Below are 15,108 nucleotides of genomic sequence, written 5' to 3'. Positions count from 1 at the left end.
CACGCACGCGTCGAACGTGTGGGTCGACAGCAGCGACAGCAGGTACGGCACGCGGATCGAGAACAGCTCGGAGCTGCCGTCGGGGGTGCCCAGCGTGAAGAGGCTGAAGGAGGCATCCGGCCCGCAGACCGTGTTGAAGGTCGCCTCGGCGGCGGCCATCTTCATGGGCTGTGCGGCGTACATCGCGAGGCCCAGCTGGTCACCGGTGAGCACGACGCCGGCGGTCGAGAAGATCATCGCCCAGAGTCCGAACTTGAGCGAGATGCGCATCGTGTCGAGGTGCTGGCCGCGCATCAGGTGCCATGCGGACACCGATATGACGACACCGGCGGCGAACATCAGGGCACCGAAGATCGTGTGCGGGAAGGCGGCGAGCGCCACCGGGTTCGTCAGCAGCGCCCAGAAGTCCACCAGCTCGGCGCGGTTCGTCACGGGGTTGTACTCGTAGCCGACGGGATTCTGCATGAACGCGTTCGCGGCGATGATGAAGTACGCCGACAGGATGCTGCCGATCGAGACGCACCAGATCGTGGCGAGGTGCAGCTTCTGCGGGAGCTTGTCCCAGCCGAAGATCCACAGGCCGATGAACGTCGCCTCGAAGAAGAACGCGAGCAGTCCCTCGAAGGCGAGCGGGGCTCCGAAGACGTCGCCGACGAAGCGCGAGTAGTCCGACCAGTTCATCCCGAACTGGAACTCCTGCACGATGCCCGTCACGACGCCCATGGCGAAGTTGATCAGGAAGATCTTGCCGAAGAACCGGGTGAGGTGGAGGTACTGCACCTTCCCTGTGCGTACCCATGCGGTCTGGAAGATCGCCGCGACGAGCGCCATGCCGATCGTCAGCGGCACGAAGAGGTAGTGGTAGACGGTCGTGAGACCGAACTGCCATCGCGACAGGACCAGCGGGTCGAGCCATTCCATGAGCCACTCCTTCTTCCGCGCCCCGGACGTGAGTGTCCGGGTGCCACGCCGACCACGGGTCCGGCGCCCCCTGCAGGGCCGCCGACCGTGAATGAGTCAGATGCTCGCCTAGGCGGCGGTCATCTCCGCCAGACGCAGCTGCACCACGCAATCCGCAGGCACACCGCAGTCCGCCGCCACGGCGGAGGTGCGCACGGTCTCGGCAGCGAGTGGTCCACCGGCTTCGGTGAGCACCCCCTGCATGAGGCCGAGGTGCACGGAGCACAGCATCGGACGGTCTTCGGCGCGACCCGCGGCATGCGGGCACGGGCTGAGATCGACAGTGAGCTGCTCGTCATCGACGACGGGCTCGAAGCCGCTCTCCTCCAAGTGTTCGATCAGGGCATCCAGCTGGTACATCGCCTCGCGACCGAGGGCGGATGCGGAGGTGGGGATGACGCGGCGCAGCAGGTCTCCGCGCTGCGCCGCCGCCTTCGCCTTGTCGCGGGCGATGGGGCTGGAGGCATCGGCGGTGCCGGTGGCGGCGCTGTAGAGGGTGCGAGGACGGCCGCGGGTGGTGCGGTGCTCGCTGGCCTGGATGACGTAGCCGCCCTCGATCAGGCGCTGCAGGTGCTCGCGGACCGTGTTGGGATGCAGGCCGGTGGCCTCGCACAGCTCGCCGATCGTGCGCTCCGCACGGCTCTGCACGAGGTGCAGGATGCGCACCCGTGAGAACGTGGAGATCGGCCCGCAGACGGGCCCGCCGTTGGCCATGAATCCAGTATCCCGCCGCCCTCTCGCGCCATGGGGTCGTGGGGCCGTGAATAATGCCCGGGGTGATAGGGATGTCTGATCCCGGCGATAGCCTGGCTGCATGGCCACCCGCAAACCCGCTCCTCCCGCGTACGTGTGCACCGAATGCGGATGGACCACCGCGAAGTGGGTGGGCCGCTGCGCCGAGTGCCAGCAGTGGGGCACCGTGCAGGAGCAGGGTGTGCAGACCGGCATCCTGAGCCGCATCACCCCGCTCGCACCGACCGCGGCGAAGGCCGCCCGCCCGATCACGCAGATCACCACCGAAGACGCTCCGCGGCGCACCAGCGGTGTCGGAGAGTTCGACCGGGTCCTCGGCGGGGGCATCGTGCCCGGAGCGGCGATCCTGCTCAGCGGTGAGCCCGGCGTCGGCAAGTCGACGCTGCTGCTCGAGGTCGCAGCCCAGGCCGCCCGCTCGGGGCGCCGGGTCCTGTACGCCAGCGCCGAGGAGTCACCCGCGCAGGTGCGGCTCCGCGCCGAGCGCACCGGTGCACTCCACGACGAGCTGTATCTCGCCAGCGAGACCGACCTCGCCACGATCCTGGGCCATATCGACGAGGTGGCACCGCAGCTCGTGATCGTCGACTCCGTGCAGACGGTCTCGTCGTCGCTCATCGACGGTGCCGCCGGGCAGCCGAGCCAGGTGCGCGAAGTCGCAGCGACCCTGATCCGCGTCGCGAAAGACCGCAGTCTGCCGATCATCATCGTCGGACACGTCACGAAGGACGGCACGGTCGCCGGTCCCCGCGTGCTCGAGCACCTGGTCGACGTGGTGTGCCACTTCGAGGGCGACCGGCAGACGTCACTGCGCTTCATCCGGGCGCTGAAGAACCGATTCGGCCCGACGGACGAGGTCGGATGCTTCGAGATGACCGGCGGCGGGATCGCCGAGGTCCCCGATCCGTCCGGACTGTTCCTGTCACAGGGCGACACCGAGCCCGGCACCTGCGTCGCCATCTCGCTCGAGGGGCGGCGCGCCCTGCCCGTCGAGGTGCAGGCGCTCACGATCAACACCACCGCTCCGAACCCCCGTCGCGTCGTGCACGGGCTCGACTCGTCGCGCGTGGCCATGGTGCTGGCGATCCTCGAGCGACGGGCCGGGATCAAGACGAGCACCCTCGATGTCTACGTCTCGACCGTCGGAGGGGTGCGCTTCACCGAGCCGGCCGCCGACCTCGCGATCGCCATCGCCGTCGCCGGCTCCATCCAGCAGATCTCGGTGCCCCGCACGGTCGCGGCCGTCGGCGAGCTCAGTCTGGCGGGAGAGATCCGCCCGGTCACCCAATCCGCTCAGCGGCGGTCCGAGGCCTCGCGGCTCGGCTACGACCAGGTCGTCGACGACCGGTCGAAGACCCTCCGGGCGGCGTTGAACGACGTCCGCGCGCGCAACACCACGCGACGCAACGAAGCCGACATCCCGCCGTTCTGAGTCGCGTCGCGGGGTCCGCACTCAGCCGGGTCGAACACCGTCATGCGGGGCCACTTTCGCACCGCACCACAACCGGGGCCACTTCCGCACCGCACCGTCAAGCGGGGCCACTTTCGCACCGCACCACAACCGGGGCCACTTCCGCACCGCACCGTCAAGCGGGGCCACTTCCGCACCGTCATGCGGGGCCACTTCCGCACCGCACCGTCATGCGGGGCCACTTCCGCACCCGACGCGGGGCCAGTTCCGCACCGCACCGTCATGCGGGGCCACTTCCGCACCCGAAACGGGCAATTCGGATGCGAAACTGACCCCGCATCGGCCACGCAGCGATTCCGCATCCTCTCCGAAACCCGATCGGGGTCGAGAACGCGCTCGAACGCTCGCATCCGGTGTGCGCTTCAACCCCACCGAGCGCACACTCTCCCCGCACCGTCAAGCGGGGCCACTTCCGCACCGCACCACAAGCGGGGCCACTTCCGCACCGGAAACGGGCGATCGGGACGCGAAAGTGACCCCGCACAGATCATCCAATGCGAAAGTGACCCCGCACAGATCATCAGATGCGAAAGTGACCCGGCACGGGCCGTGGGACCTGCGCCGGCGGCGGAGGCACCGGGCGGAGACACCGCCCCCAGGACCTCAGGCGTCGAGCGCCTTGAGGATCTCATCGGGCGACGCCTGCATCGGATGCGGTCCCGCGATGTCGAGGAACACCGTGGTGATCGGATGCGCGGCGAGGAACTTCCGCAGCCAGTCCGCCGTGTAGATGCCCACGCCGGGCGGCAGGTTCGCGGGCTTGTTCTTCGCGTCGCTGAAGAGCAGCAGTGCGAGATCGCCGGTCTTCGGGTCGCGGTAGGTCCAGACCTCGCCGCTGTCGAGCGGGTTGTCCCGGGCTCCGGGCTTCACGAGAGGGACGACCGTGGTGCCATGGCGAAGCGCCAGTGCCACAGCGGCGATGTCCTGCTTCTCGAGCGCGTGGGCGAGCGCATCCGACCGGAAGTCCTCAGGCGCGGGCTTGCTCTTCGCGGACTTCGCCTTCTTCGATGCCATGACTCCAGCATATTCAGCCGCGCGGAACTCAGAGGCCGAAGCGGACCGGGAGAAGATTGGGGCCCTCTCGAGTCCTCCATTGGGGACTGGGGTACTCGAGAGGGCCCTCAGACCCTCGGGCGGCAATGTCGAAGCGCTGGGGACGCTGTGCTCGACGCCACTGGGGATGGCATGCGCCGCAAGTCTGCGAGGGTCACCCCAATGGTATCCCAAAGAACCTGTCATGTCAGCCCGAAACTGAGTGCAGGTCTGTATTCAAGACCTTTGGCCAGGGCATCCTGTTCGCAGGTCGGCCCTGCGGCGGTGTTCTCGGTCAGTAGAGCAGGATCTGCTTGGTGGTCGCGCCCTTGAAGCCGCCGATCTCAACCGAGACGTGATACGACGAGCCTCCGCCGGGAGCGCGGGGACGATTCTCCTGCTCACACGTCTCGACACTCGACCGCGTGCGGTCCCACACCACCGGCACCTTGCTCGTCACGGTCGCGCCCGCGGCGAGGGTGGCGATCATGCTGCTCGGGTTCTCCTGGCAGTCCGTCGAGCGCCACCACACGTCCGAGCCGCTCGACACCGTGAACACCTGGGTCGTCGACCCGACGTCGATCGCGCAGTCGGCCGCGCCCCGGTTGGTCAGCGAGATCGACAGCTTCGGAAGCACCCCGGACTGGTACGAATCAGCGTCGGTGACCGCGGAGACCTCCACGTCACGGGCCTCGCAGGCCACGATGCCGGGGGTCTCCTCCCCTGTCGGCTCGGGCGAGGGCGACTCCCCCGCTGTCGGATCCGGTGTCGACGAAGGCTCCGGGGTGCCGGACTCGGAGACGGTCGGGGAAGGGGTCGGCTCCGCCGCACTCGCCCAGGGGCGGGCGACGAGAAGCCACACGGAGATGCCGATCACCGCGAGGAACAGGATGAGCGCGACCAGCAGCACCAGCCTCCGACGGCGATAGACGGCGGCGGAGTGGCGAGGCATGACTCCAGGTTAGTTGAGGCTTTTCAGCATCCTGGTGTTGCCGAGCGTGTTCGGCTTGACGTGCGCGAGGTCGAGGAACTCCTCGACACCCGCGTCACCGCTGCGCAGCAGCTGCGAGTACACATCGGGATCGACGACCTGTTCGCCGATCGTCGTGTAGCCGCGGCGTCCGAAGAACTCCACCTCGAATGTCAGGCAGAAGAGTCGGCTCAGACCGAGTTCTCGCGCCTGATCCTCCAGACGGCCCACGATCGCGCCGCCGACGCCGTGGTGCAGCCAGTCGTCCCGCACCATCAGGGTGCGCACCTCGCCGAGGTCCTCCCAGAAGACGTGCAGTGCGCCGCATCCGATCAGCTCACCGTCCGCCTCGGCCACGACGAACTCCTGCACGGCGCCGTAGAGAACGGCGAGATCCTTGCCGAGGAGGATGCGCTGCTCGACCATCGGCTGCAGAAGGCTCCGGATGCCGACGATGTCGGCGCTGCGCGCCGGCCGGACGATGTAGTCGCTCACAGCATCCAGCCTAGAACCCACCACCTCCCGAGATGCTGAGTCGGCCCGTGAGGCCCTCGAGTCCGATCACCGAGTGCGCGGACACCGGATGCGCGGACACAGCTTCGGACCACCCGGACCCACACGCCGCATCCGTCGCGCCGAACCCGGCGTGTCACCCCCGCACTCCGAAGCTGTGCCCGGGGAAGGGGCAGAGGGACGGAGAGGGACGGAGGGAGGGAGGAGGGGAGGGAAGGGGCAGAGGGAGGGAGGGAGGGCGGCCGGGGAGGGAGGGCCGGGGCGGGAGGGGTGAGGGCACCCAGACACACAGAAAGGGCGGATGCCGCAGCATCCGCCCCTCGTGTCAGATCACTCCCCGCTGGCGACCGCCAGGTCGGGGGTTCCGGAGATCGCTCCGCCGGTGGCGACACCGACCGCGACCTTCTCGCCACGCGGGCCGTGCTCGAAGAGGAACTCGCCGTCCTTCGCGTCGACCTTCACGTGGTCGCCGGGGTTCAGCTCGCCGTGCAGGATCTTCTCCGACAGGCGGTCCTCGACCTCGTGCTGCATCGCGCGACGCAGCGGGCGGGCACCGAGCGCCGGGTCGAACCCGATCTCGATGAGACGCTCCTTGGCGGCCTGCGACAGCTCGATCGTCATGTCCCGGTCGAGCAGACGCTCGCCGAGGCGCTTCGTGAACAGATCCACGATCTGCACCAGCTCCGGCTTCGACAGCTGCGGGAACACGATGATGTCGTCGACACGGTTGAGGAACTCGGGCTTGAAGTTGCGCTTGAGCTCTTCGTTGACCTTGCCCTTCATCCGCTCGTAGGTCGTGGCGTTGACGCCCTCGATCTGGAAGCCGACCGGACCACCGGCGATGTCACGAGCACCGAGGTTGGTGGTCATGATGATGACGGTGTTCTTGAAGTCGATCACGCGGCCCTGACCGTCGGTCAGGCGACCCTCTTCGAGGATCTGCAGGAGCGAGTTGAAGATGTCCGGGTGAGCCTTCTCGATCTCGTCGAACAGCACCACGCTGAACGGCTTGCGGCGCACCTTCTCGGTGAGCTGGCCACCCTCTTCGAATCCGACGAACCCGGGAGGGGCACCGAACAGACGCGAGACGGTGTGCTTCTCACCGAACTCGCTCATGTCGAGCGAGATCAGCGCGGCCTCGTCGTCGAACAGGAACTCGGCGAGCGCCTTGGCGAGCTCGGTCTTTCCGACGCCCGTGGGCCCGGCGAAGATGAACGAGCCAGAGGGACGCTTCGGATCCTTGAGACCGGCACGCTGACGACGGATCGTCTTGGAGAGGGCCGCGATGGCCTCCTCCTGACCGATGACGCGCTGGTGCAGCGCCTTCTCCATGAAGACGAGTCGCGAGGACTCCTCCTCCGTCAGCTTGAAGACCGGGATGCCGGTGGCCTGTGCGAGCACCTCGGCGATCAGACCCTCGTCGACGACCGCGGCGGTCGCGACGTCACCCGAACGCCACTGCTTCTCGAGGCGCAGGCGCTCGGCGAGAAGACTCTTCTCCTCGTCGCGCAGCGATGCGGCCTTTTCGAAGTCCTGGTCCTCCGACGCCTGCTCCTTCTGCTCGCGGACGGCGGCGATCTTCTCGTCGAACTCCCGCAGCTCGGGCGGCGACGACAGGATGCTGAGGCGCAGGCGTGCGCCGGCCTCGTCGATCAGGTCGATGGCCTTGTCGGGCAGGAAGCGATCCGAGACGTAGCGGTCGGCGAGGTTGGCCGCCGCGACGATCGCGCCGTCGGTGATCTGCACCTTGTGGTGAGCCTCGTAGCGGTCGCGCAGCCCCTTGAGGATGTTGATCGCGTGCGGCAGGCTCGGCTCGTTCACCTGGATCGGCTGGAAGCGGCGCTCGAGCGCAGCATCCTTCTCGAAGTGCTTGCGGTACTCGTCGAGCGTGGTGGCGCCGATGGTCTGGAGCTCGCCACGGGCGAGGAGCGGCTTGAGGATGCTGGCCGCGTCGATCGCTCCCTCGGCAGCACCGGCACCCACGAGGGTGTGGATCTCGTCGATGAAGACGATGATGTCGCCGCGGGTGCGGATCTCCTTGGTGACCTTCTTCAGGCGCTCCTCGAAGTCACCGCGGTAGCGGGAACCGGCGATGAGCGAGCCGAGGTCGAGCGAGTAGAGCTGCTTGTCCTTCAGCGTCTCGGGGACATCGCCCTTGACGATGGCCTGAGCGAGGCCCTCGACGACGGCGGTCTTGCCGACGCCGGGCTCACCGATCAGGACGGGGTTGTTCTTGGAGCGACGAGACAGGATCTGCATGACCCGCTCGATCTCCTTCTCGCGACCGATCACCGGGTCGAGCTTGTTGTCTCGCGCGGCCTGGGTGAGGTTGCGACCGAACTGGTCGAGCACCTGCGAGCCGCCCTGGGCGCTCGGGGTGTCGTTGGACTGCGCGCCGACAGCTGCCGGCTCGCGCCCAGGTGCACCGGACAGCAGCTGGATGACCTGCTGACGCACCTTGTTGAGGTCGGCGCCCAGCTTCACGAGGACCTGGGCGGCGACGCCCTCGCCCTCGCGGATGAGCCCGAGCAGGATGTGCTCGGTGCCGATGTAGTTGTGGCCGAGCTGGAGAGCCTCGCGGAGGCTCAGCTCGAGGACCTTCTTGGCGCGCGGCGTGAACGGGATGTGGCCGGTCGGCTGCTGCTGACCCTGGCCGATGATGTCCTGTACCTGCTCGCGGACGGCGTCAAGCGAGATGCCGAGGCTTTCGAGCGCCTTGGCTGCGACACCCTCACCCTCGTGGATGAGGCCGAGCAGGATGTGCTCGGTGCCGATGTAGTTGTGGTTGAGCATCTTCGCCTCTTCTTGGGCGAGGACGACCACTCGACGGGCTCGGTCCGTGAATCTCTCGAACATGCTGTGACTCCTTATTCGCACGGGGCGAAGACGCGTGAAGCGCTTGTACATCGAGAGTAACCACCGTGCGGATGCTGTATGCCCGTGTTCGCCGTCGGCATAGCGCCGTGACCGTCGGCGACGGGAGTGCTCGGCAGGCGGGGGTTGACGCGCATATCGACAGTCGATATGTTAACGATTATCGGTAATAACGAAGATCGATAAGGAGTGGATGATGACCTCGACGAAGAACCGCACGCTGTCCCGCGGGGACATCGGATCGATGATCGGCTTCTGCATCTCGGGAGCCCTCATCGCCGCCTACATCACGGTGTTCTCCGTCATCCGGATCATCGAGCTCGCCCGCGGCGTCGACGTGCCGGTGCTGGTCGAGTTCGCGGGTCCCGTGAACACTGTCGACATTCCGCTCCGCACCGGCGGCACCCTTCCGGCCGCCCTCGACAGCGCGACGATCGTCGCTCCGGAACTCCCCGCGATCGGCGCCGTGCCCGGCATCATCGGGCAGGTGCTGCAGATCGTCACGGTCATCGTCGTGATCGGATGCCTCATCCTGCTCGCCCGCGCCACGGTGCAGGGCCGCGTCTTCGGCCGCCGCAGCACGGCGCTCGTCGCGACCGCCGGCATCACGGGCCTGCTGGGCTTCGCGGCCGTCCGGTTCTTCGACAACATGCTCGCGAACGCGACGGTCAGCGTCGTCACCGACAACGCGATCGACAACGCCGTCATCAGCGTCGAGCCCTTCACCTTCATCCTCGCCGCGTTCGTGATCGCGCTCATCGCCACGGTCTTCTCCATCGGCGACCGCCTGCAGCGCGACACGGAAGGCCTCGTCTGATGATCACCTTCGGCTCGGACTCGGTCTGGGACTCCCTGCGCCTCATCGGCATCTCACTCGCCGTCGTCGCGGTCGTGATCGGGCTGGTCGTCTGGATCGGACGCCGCCGCGGCAGCAAGACCGTCGCGCTGGATGCCGCTCTGACGATCAGCGGGATGTGGATCATCCTCAATGCGATCGGTGGCATCTTCATCATCGTGAAGGTCTTCCAGGTCGACTGGGCCGAGCTCTCCGGTCGCACTCTGGTCTGGCTGGACTGGCCGGCCTCGCTCCCCTGCCTCGAACCGGATCTGAGCACGACGAACGGCGCGATCCTCACCTGCGGCAGCACGGAGCTCACCGACTTCTCGGTCGCGCACGCCTCCTTCGGGCTCCGCGCCCTCGCCGGTGCGGCACAGCTGAGCACCGGCATCCTCGCGACGATCCCGGCGATCATCCTGGCCGTGATCTGCTTCAACACCCTGCGCGGTCGCGCGTTCTCGCGCACGATCACCCGCGCGCTCGTCGGCGGGGCCATCGCCGTGCTCGTCTTCGGCATCGCCTCCGAACTGCTCAGCAGCATCGCGGCGACCGCCGGGCTGCGCGAGGTCTTCCCGCCCGACAGCGAATGGTATCCGCCGTATTTCCAGCTGACGGTGACGCCGCTCCCCTTCATCGGCGCTCTCATGCTGGCTGCCCTCGCCGGAGTCTTCCGCCAGGGACTGCGCCTGCAGCACGAACGCGATGCGCTTCAGCGCACGAACGCGGCGCTCGAGGATGAGACGCGAGGCCTCGTATGAGCCCGGCCGAGAACGACGACGAGTTCACCGGCATCCACTGCCGACTCGACGAGCTGCTCGCCGAGCGCGGAATGACGCTGACCGAACTGAGCTCCCGCGTCGGGGTGAGCATCGTGAACCTGTCGGTGCTCAAGAACGATCGGGCACGGGCGATCCGGTACTCGACGCTGCGCGCGATCTGCGACGCCCTCGACTGCGAGGTCGGGGATCTGCTGGTGCTCGCCTAGCCCGGAGGCGCTTCCGGCCGTCTTCGGATGCCGGGCAGAGGGGTCGTGGGGATTTCTGCCCATGCCCGGTGCGCTATGAATTCACTGTGAGCCGCTAGCGTCGAGGACATGAAGCTCAACGACCGGAACCTGCGCACCCCTGCCCGCCTCCTCATGGCGCTGCCCATCGCGGCACTCGCCTTCTCGCTCGCCGCCTGCGGTGGCGCCGCTGTCGACCGCCCCTCCGCCGAAGAGGTCTCCGACGGCCTCCAGAAGGTCCTCGAAGATCAGGGCATGGGCGACGCCCTCACCGAGCCCGTGATCCTCTGCCTCTCCGAGGCGCTGGTCGACTCGAAGGTGTCGAACGAGTCGCTCGATGCGATCGCCAAGGGGGACTCGAGCGCCCAGACCGACGAGGACGAGGGCGCCCTGGTCCAGAAGACCATCACCGACGCCGCGGCCGACTGCGCCACCGCCGAGTGATCTGACGCTCCCCTCGAAGGATGACGGATGCTGCGGCATCCGTCATCCTTCGTCATCTCCGCCTCCGGACTCCCGCGCCACTCCTAGCGTGGACGGATAGCGCGCACAGGGCGCGCACCGATCCTGGAGTCCCCGATCCAATGAGCACCACCGTCCGCGCCACGAAGGCGCCAGACACCCGCGGTCCCGTCCGGAAGCTGCTGACCTCGTTCGGCTTCCAGATCCTCGCGGCCCTCGTCCTCGGCATCGCCGCCGGCCTCGTCGCGCGCCAGCTCGGCGCCACGGGCGACAGCCCGAACGGCCTCTCAGCCACTCTCGACACGATCGGCAGCTCGTACGTGACGCTGCTGCGTGCCGCGGTCGTGCCGCTGATCTTCACGGCCATCGTCGCGAGCATCTCGAACCTGCGTCGCGTGCAGAACGCCGCCCGCCTCGCCGGTCAGACGCTGCTGTGGTTCGCGATCACCGCCTTCATCGCGGTGGTCATCGGCATCACCCTCGGCCTCGTGCTGCAGCCGGGCAACCGCGCCGGCGAAGGCCTCGAGCCCGGCGAGCCGTACACGGTCGGCACGTGGTGGAACTTCCTGCTGGGGCTGATCCCGCAGAACTTCCTGGGCCTCAGCGTCAGCACGAACCCGGGAGCGACCGACGGCACGTTCACCTCGAGCGTCAACTTCAACATCCTGCAGGTCATCGTGATCGCGGTCGCGGTCGGCATCGCCGCGCTCAAGGCGGGCAAGAAGGCGGAGCCGTTCCTCGCCTTCACCGAGTCGCTGCTCAAGGTCATCCAGCGGGTGCTGTGGTGGATCATCCGCATCGCCCCGCTCGGCACGTTCGGCCTCATCGGCGCCGCGGTCGTCGAGTACGGCTGGGAGAAGCTCGCCTCGCTCGGGTGGTTCGCACTCGCCGTCTACATCGGGCTCGCACTGGTGCTGTTCGTCGTCTACCCGGTCCTGGTCAAGACGCACGGACTCTCGATCAGGCAGTACTTCTCGGGCGTCTGGCCGGCCGTGCAGCTCGCATTCGTCAGCCGCTCCTCGATCGGCACGCTGCCCCTCACCGAGCGGGTGACCGAGCGCAACCTCGGCGTGACACGCTCGTACGCCTCGTTCGCCGTGCCGTTCGGCGCGACCACGAAGATGGACGGCTGCGCCGCCATCTACCCGGCCATCGCAGCCATCTTCGTCGCCCAGTTCTTCGGCATCGAGCTGAACCTCGTGCAGTACCTGCTGATCGTCGTCGTCTCGGTCGTCGGGTCGGCCGCCACCGCCGGCACTACGGGAGCGACCGTCATGCTGACGCTGACTCTGTCGACCCTGGGACTGCCGCTCGAGGGCGTCGGACTCCTGCTCGCGATCGACCCGATCCTCGACATGGGACGCACCGCGGTCAACGTCGCAGGGCAGGCGCTCGTGCCGACCATCGTCGCCAAGCGCGAGGGCATCCTCGACGAGGGCCTCTACAACGCGCCCCGCGAGGGACTCCCCTTCGCCGACGACTCGGGAGACGACGACGCACCCGAGACCGATGCCGCGGCATCTGAGAGCGAGCGCGCCGGCGTCCGCTGATCCGCTCCGCGTGCACCGAACGCCTCGCCCCTCTCCCGGGGCGAGGCGTTCGTCGTCGCTGCGCTACGCGCGGCTCGTCGCCGTCACGCGCGGCTCGTCGCCGTCACGCGCGGCCCGGCTGCCGGGTGGCTCCGCGAGTGTCGAGCGCCAGCTCCTCGGCATCCATCGCCGTCATCAGCTCGCGCATGACCTCCTCGTCGAGGTTGCCGGCGTCTCGTTCTGCGAGCAGGATGTCGCGGCGCACCTGCAACCACCCCCGAGACAGCGCGACCAGGTCGTCGTAGGACGGCCGGGCTGCGGCATCCTCGACCTGCTGCGCCTCGTCCGTGTCTCTCTCGACCCTGGTCATGCGCTTTGTGAACGCGTCGAAGACGCTGAGGTCGACCTCGCCGTACTTGGCCTCCCACTCGACGCGCTTCTCGGCGAGGAACGCCTTGCCCGCCTCGCGGCTCTTGCCCTTGACCTCGGCGACGGCCCGCTCGTCCTCCTCCTCGTCGACATCGCTCGCGATGCCGAGTCCGCGGATGAGCAGCGGAAGGGTGAGCCCCTGCAGCAGCAGGGTCCCGACGGTCACGACGAACGCGACGACGACGATCGCGTGCGAGGGCTCCGTGTCGAGGGCTGCGAGGTCGGCCGCGGCGAGCGCGGTCGCCAGCGTCACGACACCGCGCATCCCCGCCCAGGAGATGACGGCGTTGTCCTTCCAGGTGAGCTGCAGACCGGCCATCCGATCTCGCACGATCTTCGACCTCAGCTCCTCGGCGCTGTACTGCTTCCAGCGCTTCGAGTCGCGCCGCCGCTCGTCGAAGGCACCCGATTCGACGGTGCGATCCCACCGTTCGAGCCGCCTGCGGTCCTGGAAGTTGGCCCAGAGATTGGCGGGATAGACGTACAGCGGGCGCACGACGAGGACGACCGCCAGCACGGCAGCCGACAGCAGCAGGATGCGCCCCACCTCCTCGCCTCCGAGGTCGCTGAGCACACGCGGGAGCTGCAGGCCGATGTACGCGAAGACGAAGCTCTCGAGCAGCAGGTCGGCCGAGAGCCACAGCGGCTTCTCCTGCTGGCGGGTCGTGTAGTCGGTGCGCGGCGAGTTGTACCCGACGTAGAGGCCCATCGCCACGACCGCGAGCACGCCCGATCCGAGCAGGTGCTCGGCGATCGCGTACGCGCCGAACGGGGCGAGCAGCCCGAAGGTGCCGATCACGACAGGATCGCTGATGCGCATGCGCAGCTGGTGCAGCACGATGCCGAACACGAGTCCGACCGCGACGCCCACGCCGACGGCGAGGAGGAACTGGCCGATGCCGTTGAGGATGCCCACGGTTGCCCCGGCGATGATGGCGGCGAAGACGCGGTAGAGCGTGAGCGAGGTCGCGTCGTTGATCAGGCTCTCCCCTGACAGCACCGTCATGATGCGTCGGGGCAGCCCGAGCTTGCGGCCGATCGCGGCGGCCGACACGGCGTCGGGCGGGGCGACGATGGCTCCGAGCAGCAGTGCGCCGGGCAGGGTGAGCGAGGGCAGGATCCACCATGCGACGAGCCCCACGGCGAGCGCGGTGAGCAGCACGAGCGTGATGCCGAGGCGGCGGATCTGCGGCAGGCTGCGCTTGAACCCGACGAACGACACGTCCAGCGCCGCCGAGTACAGCAGTGGCGGCAGCACGAGGTTCAGCAGCAGGTGGCCGTCGATCTCCACGTCGGGGACGAAAGGCAGGAAGGATGCCGCGAGCGCGACCACCGTGACGAGCAGCGGGGCCGGCCAGCCACGCCAGCGGGCGATCGCCGCCACGACGACAGCACCGACGAGCACGTAGAAGATCTCGGCATCCATGCCCCTAAAGTACTGCGCGCGGTCCGTGGCCGATGCGCAGCGCCTCGGGGACTAGGACCGTCCGTCAGCGAGCTCGTCGCGGAGGCCTGCGTTCTCGTCCTCCAGGTCGAGGACGCGGCGGATGCCGACGATGTTGATGCCCTCGACGCGCAGGCCTGTCACGCGGCGGATGCGCTCGAGGTCGTCGTCGCTGTAGCGGCGTGTGCCGCCGTCGCTGCGGGCGGGGGTCACGAGGCCTTTCGCCTCGAAGAGGCGCAGGCTGGCCTCGGGCACACCGCTCAGCTGTGCGGCGACGGCGATGCCGTACACCGGCATGCTCGGATCGCGTTCGGACATCGACACCTCCTTCTCGGCGCACTTGCATTCTATCTGGACTTGATCTATAACAAATCTATAGCAACGGTCGCAGATAATCTGCACCCTACCGCCCTACGGGGCCACACGAAAGGAGACACTCATGGCCATGTCATTCGATCCGTTCAGTCAGCTCGACCGCTTCGCCGCGAGCGTGCTGGACTCCGTCCGCGCACCGCGTCTCATGCCGGTGGACCTCTTCCGCGACGGCGACAAGTACGTCCTGCACGCCGACCTCCCCGGCATCGATCCGGGGTCCATCGACGTCGACCTCGACGGCGGACAGCTCACGATCCGCGCCCAGCGCACCGCCGACAGTCGCGAGGGCGTGCGCTGGCTCGCTCGCGAACGCGGCGCCGGCTCGTTCCTGCGCCAGTTCTCGCTCGGCGACGGCGTCGACCTCGACGCGATCAGCGCCTCGTACGAGAGCGGCGTGCTCTCGGTGATCATCCCGGTCAGCGAGCGCGCGAAGCCCCGCAAGATCGAGGTCGAGTCGA

General features: G+C 68.0%; 15 protein-coding genes. 7 read left to right on the top strand and 8 right to left on the bottom strand.

What is annotated here, in order from left to right; all coding sequences use genetic code 11:
• Together ACESK8_RS17320 and ACESK8_RS17315 are read right to left on the bottom strand one after the other, a co-directional pair.
• Positions 1-921, bottom strand: a 921-nt coding sequence (locus tag ACESK8_RS17320) for a cytochrome ubiquinol oxidase subunit I (protein ID WP_372969743.1), incomplete at its 3' end; no start/stop codon positions are given.
• A 108-nt stretch (positions 922-1,029) separates the two neighbouring features.
• Complete coding sequence (locus ACESK8_RS17315) at positions 1,030-1,674, bottom strand: helix-turn-helix transcriptional regulator (protein WP_372969742.1); 645 nt, start codon at positions 1,672-1,674, stop codon at positions 1,030-1,032.
• A 100-nt stretch (positions 1,675-1,774) separates the two neighbouring features.
• Here ACESK8_RS17315 and radA point away from each other — a divergent pair, with 100 nt between their 5' ends.
• Positions 1,775-3,142, top strand: a complete 1,368-nt coding sequence (gene radA / locus ACESK8_RS17310; protein WP_372969741.1) for a DNA repair protein RadA — start codon at positions 1,775-1,777, stop codon at positions 3,140-3,142.
• 642 nt (positions 3,143-3,784) lie between these two features.
• Here the strand turns inward: radA and ACESK8_RS17305 are convergent.
• The 4 genes from ACESK8_RS17305 to ACESK8_RS17290 all read right to left on the bottom strand — a co-directional run bounded on the left by ACESK8_RS17305 (position 3,785) and on the right by ACESK8_RS17290 (position 8,552).
• Positions 3,785-4,195: a hypothetical protein gene (locus tag ACESK8_RS17305; protein ID WP_060927989.1), complete on the bottom strand. Its 411-nt coding sequence runs from the start codon at positions 4,193-4,195 to the stop codon at positions 3,785-3,787.
• Between the two features lie 313 nt (positions 4,196-4,508).
• The gene (locus ACESK8_RS17300) at positions 4,509-5,165 is read right to left on the bottom strand and encodes a hypothetical protein (protein ID WP_372969740.1); all 657 of its coding nucleotides are present in this window, start codon (positions 5,163-5,165) and stop codon (positions 4,509-4,511) included.
• A gap of 9 nt (positions 5,166-5,174) precedes the next feature.
• The gene (locus ACESK8_RS17295; protein WP_372969739.1) at positions 5,175-5,678 is read right to left on the bottom strand and encodes an amino-acid N-acetyltransferase; all 504 of its coding nucleotides are present in this window, start codon (positions 5,676-5,678) and stop codon (positions 5,175-5,177) included.
• Positions 5,679-6,026: 348 nt separating this feature from the next.
• Positions 6,027-8,552 carry an ATP-dependent Clp protease ATP-binding subunit gene (locus ACESK8_RS17290; RefSeq protein WP_060927992.1) on the bottom strand — a complete coding sequence of 842 codons (2,526 nt, stop codon included), beginning with the start codon at positions 8,550-8,552 and terminating at the stop codon, positions 6,027-6,029.
• A gap of 214 nt (positions 8,553-8,766) precedes the next feature.
• Here ACESK8_RS17290 and ACESK8_RS17285 point away from each other — a divergent pair, with 214 nt between their 5' ends.
• The 5 genes from ACESK8_RS17285 to ACESK8_RS17265 all read left to right on the top strand — a co-directional run bounded on the left by ACESK8_RS17285 (position 8,767) and on the right by ACESK8_RS17265 (position 12,423).
• Positions 8,767-9,387 carry a hypothetical protein gene (locus tag ACESK8_RS17285; RefSeq protein ID WP_372969738.1) on the top strand — a complete coding sequence of 207 codons (621 nt, stop codon included), beginning with the start codon at positions 8,767-8,769 and terminating at the stop codon, positions 9,385-9,387.
• Positions 9,387-10,166 (top strand): hypothetical protein, encoded by a 780-nt coding sequence (locus ACESK8_RS17280; RefSeq protein ID WP_372969737.1) that lies wholly within the window; start codon positions 9,387-9,389, stop codon positions 10,164-10,166. Before ACESK8_RS17285 ends, ACESK8_RS17280 begins: the two co-directional genes overlap by 1 nt.
• Positions 10,163-10,393: a helix-turn-helix transcriptional regulator gene (locus tag ACESK8_RS17275; protein WP_060927994.1), complete on the top strand. Its 231-nt coding sequence runs from the start codon at positions 10,163-10,165 to the stop codon at positions 10,391-10,393. The genes ACESK8_RS17280 and ACESK8_RS17275 overlap by 4 nt, the downstream gene beginning before the upstream one ends.
• Positions 10,394-10,501: 108 nt before the next feature.
• The gene (locus ACESK8_RS17270) at positions 10,502-10,855 is read left to right on the top strand and encodes a hypothetical protein (protein WP_372969736.1); all 354 of its coding nucleotides are present in this window, start codon (positions 10,502-10,504) and stop codon (positions 10,853-10,855) included.
• Between the two features lie 140 nt (positions 10,856-10,995).
• Positions 10,996-12,423, top strand: coding sequence for a dicarboxylate/amino acid:cation symporter (locus ACESK8_RS17265; RefSeq protein ID WP_372969735.1), 1,428 nt, complete (start codon positions 10,996-10,998; stop codon positions 12,421-12,423).
• A 103-nt stretch (positions 12,424-12,526) separates the two neighbouring features.
• Here ACESK8_RS17265 and ACESK8_RS17260 read toward each other — a convergent pair whose 3' ends face one another.
• On the bottom strand, positions 12,527-14,257 hold the full coding sequence (locus ACESK8_RS17260; protein WP_372969734.1) for a cation:proton antiporter: 1,731 nt from the start codon (positions 14,255-14,257) through the stop codon (positions 12,527-12,529).
• Positions 14,258-14,308: 51 nt separating this feature from the next.
• Positions 14,309-14,593, bottom strand: coding sequence for a MerR family transcriptional regulator (locus tag ACESK8_RS17255; RefSeq protein WP_060927998.1), 285 nt, complete (start codon positions 14,591-14,593; stop codon positions 14,309-14,311).
• Between the two features lie 121 nt (positions 14,594-14,714).
• Between ACESK8_RS17255 and ACESK8_RS17250 the strand changes: the two genes are divergently transcribed.
• On the top strand, positions 14,715-15,108 hold a 394-nt coding region (locus ACESK8_RS17250; protein WP_372969733.1), incomplete at its 3' end, for an Hsp20/alpha crystallin family protein.

It is taken from the genome of Microbacterium sp., assembly GCF_041641055.1.
Taxonomy (GTDB): domain Bacteria; phylum Actinomycetota; class Actinomycetes; order Actinomycetales; family Microbacteriaceae; genus Microbacterium.
Note: the sequence above shows the minus strand (reverse complement) of the source record. Positions and strands in the feature narration are given on the sequence as shown.

Bases quoted from the DNA above. Each gene is read 5' to 3' on its own strand.
- ACESK8_RS17270 (WP_372969736.1), top strand. From the start codon at position 10,502: ATGAAGCTCAACGACCGGAACCTGCGCACCCCTGCCCGCCTCCTCATG.
- ACESK8_RS17275 (WP_060927994.1), top strand. From the start codon at position 10,163: ATGAGCCCGGCCGAGAACGACGACGAGTTCACCGGCATCCACTGCCGA.
- ACESK8_RS17285 (WP_372969738.1), top strand. From the start codon at position 8,767: ATGACCTCGACGAAGAACCGCACGCTGTCCCGCGGGGACATCGGATCG.
- ACESK8_RS17260 (WP_372969734.1), bottom strand. From the start codon at position 14,257: ATGGATGCCGAGATCTTCTACGTGCTCGTCGGTGCTGTCGTCGTGGCG.
- ACESK8_RS17315 (WP_372969742.1), bottom strand. From the start codon at position 1,674: ATGGCCAACGGCGGGCCCGTCTGCGGGCCGATCTCCACGTTCTCACGG.
- ACESK8_RS17290 (WP_060927992.1), bottom strand. From the start codon at position 8,552: ATGTTCGAGAGATTCACGGACCGAGCCCGTCGAGTGGTCGTCCTCGCC.
- ACESK8_RS17280 (WP_372969737.1), top strand. From the start codon at position 9,387: ATGATCACCTTCGGCTCGGACTCGGTCTGGGACTCCCTGCGCCTCATC.
- ACESK8_RS17300 (WP_372969740.1), bottom strand. From the start codon at position 5,165: ATGCCTCGCCACTCCGCCGCCGTCTATCGCCGTCGGAGGCTGGTGCTG.
- radA (WP_372969741.1), top strand. From the start codon at position 1,775: ATGGCCACCCGCAAACCCGCTCCTCCCGCGTACGTGTGCACCGAATGC.
- ACESK8_RS17305 (WP_060927989.1), bottom strand. From the start codon at position 4,195: ATGGCATCGAAGAAGGCGAAGTCCGCGAAGAGCAAGCCCGCGCCTGAG.
- ACESK8_RS17265 (WP_372969735.1), top strand. From the start codon at position 10,996: ATGAGCACCACCGTCCGCGCCACGAAGGCGCCAGACACCCGCGGTCCC.
- ACESK8_RS17255 (WP_060927998.1), bottom strand. From the start codon at position 14,593: ATGTCCGAACGCGATCCGAGCATGCCGGTGTACGGCATCGCCGTCGCC.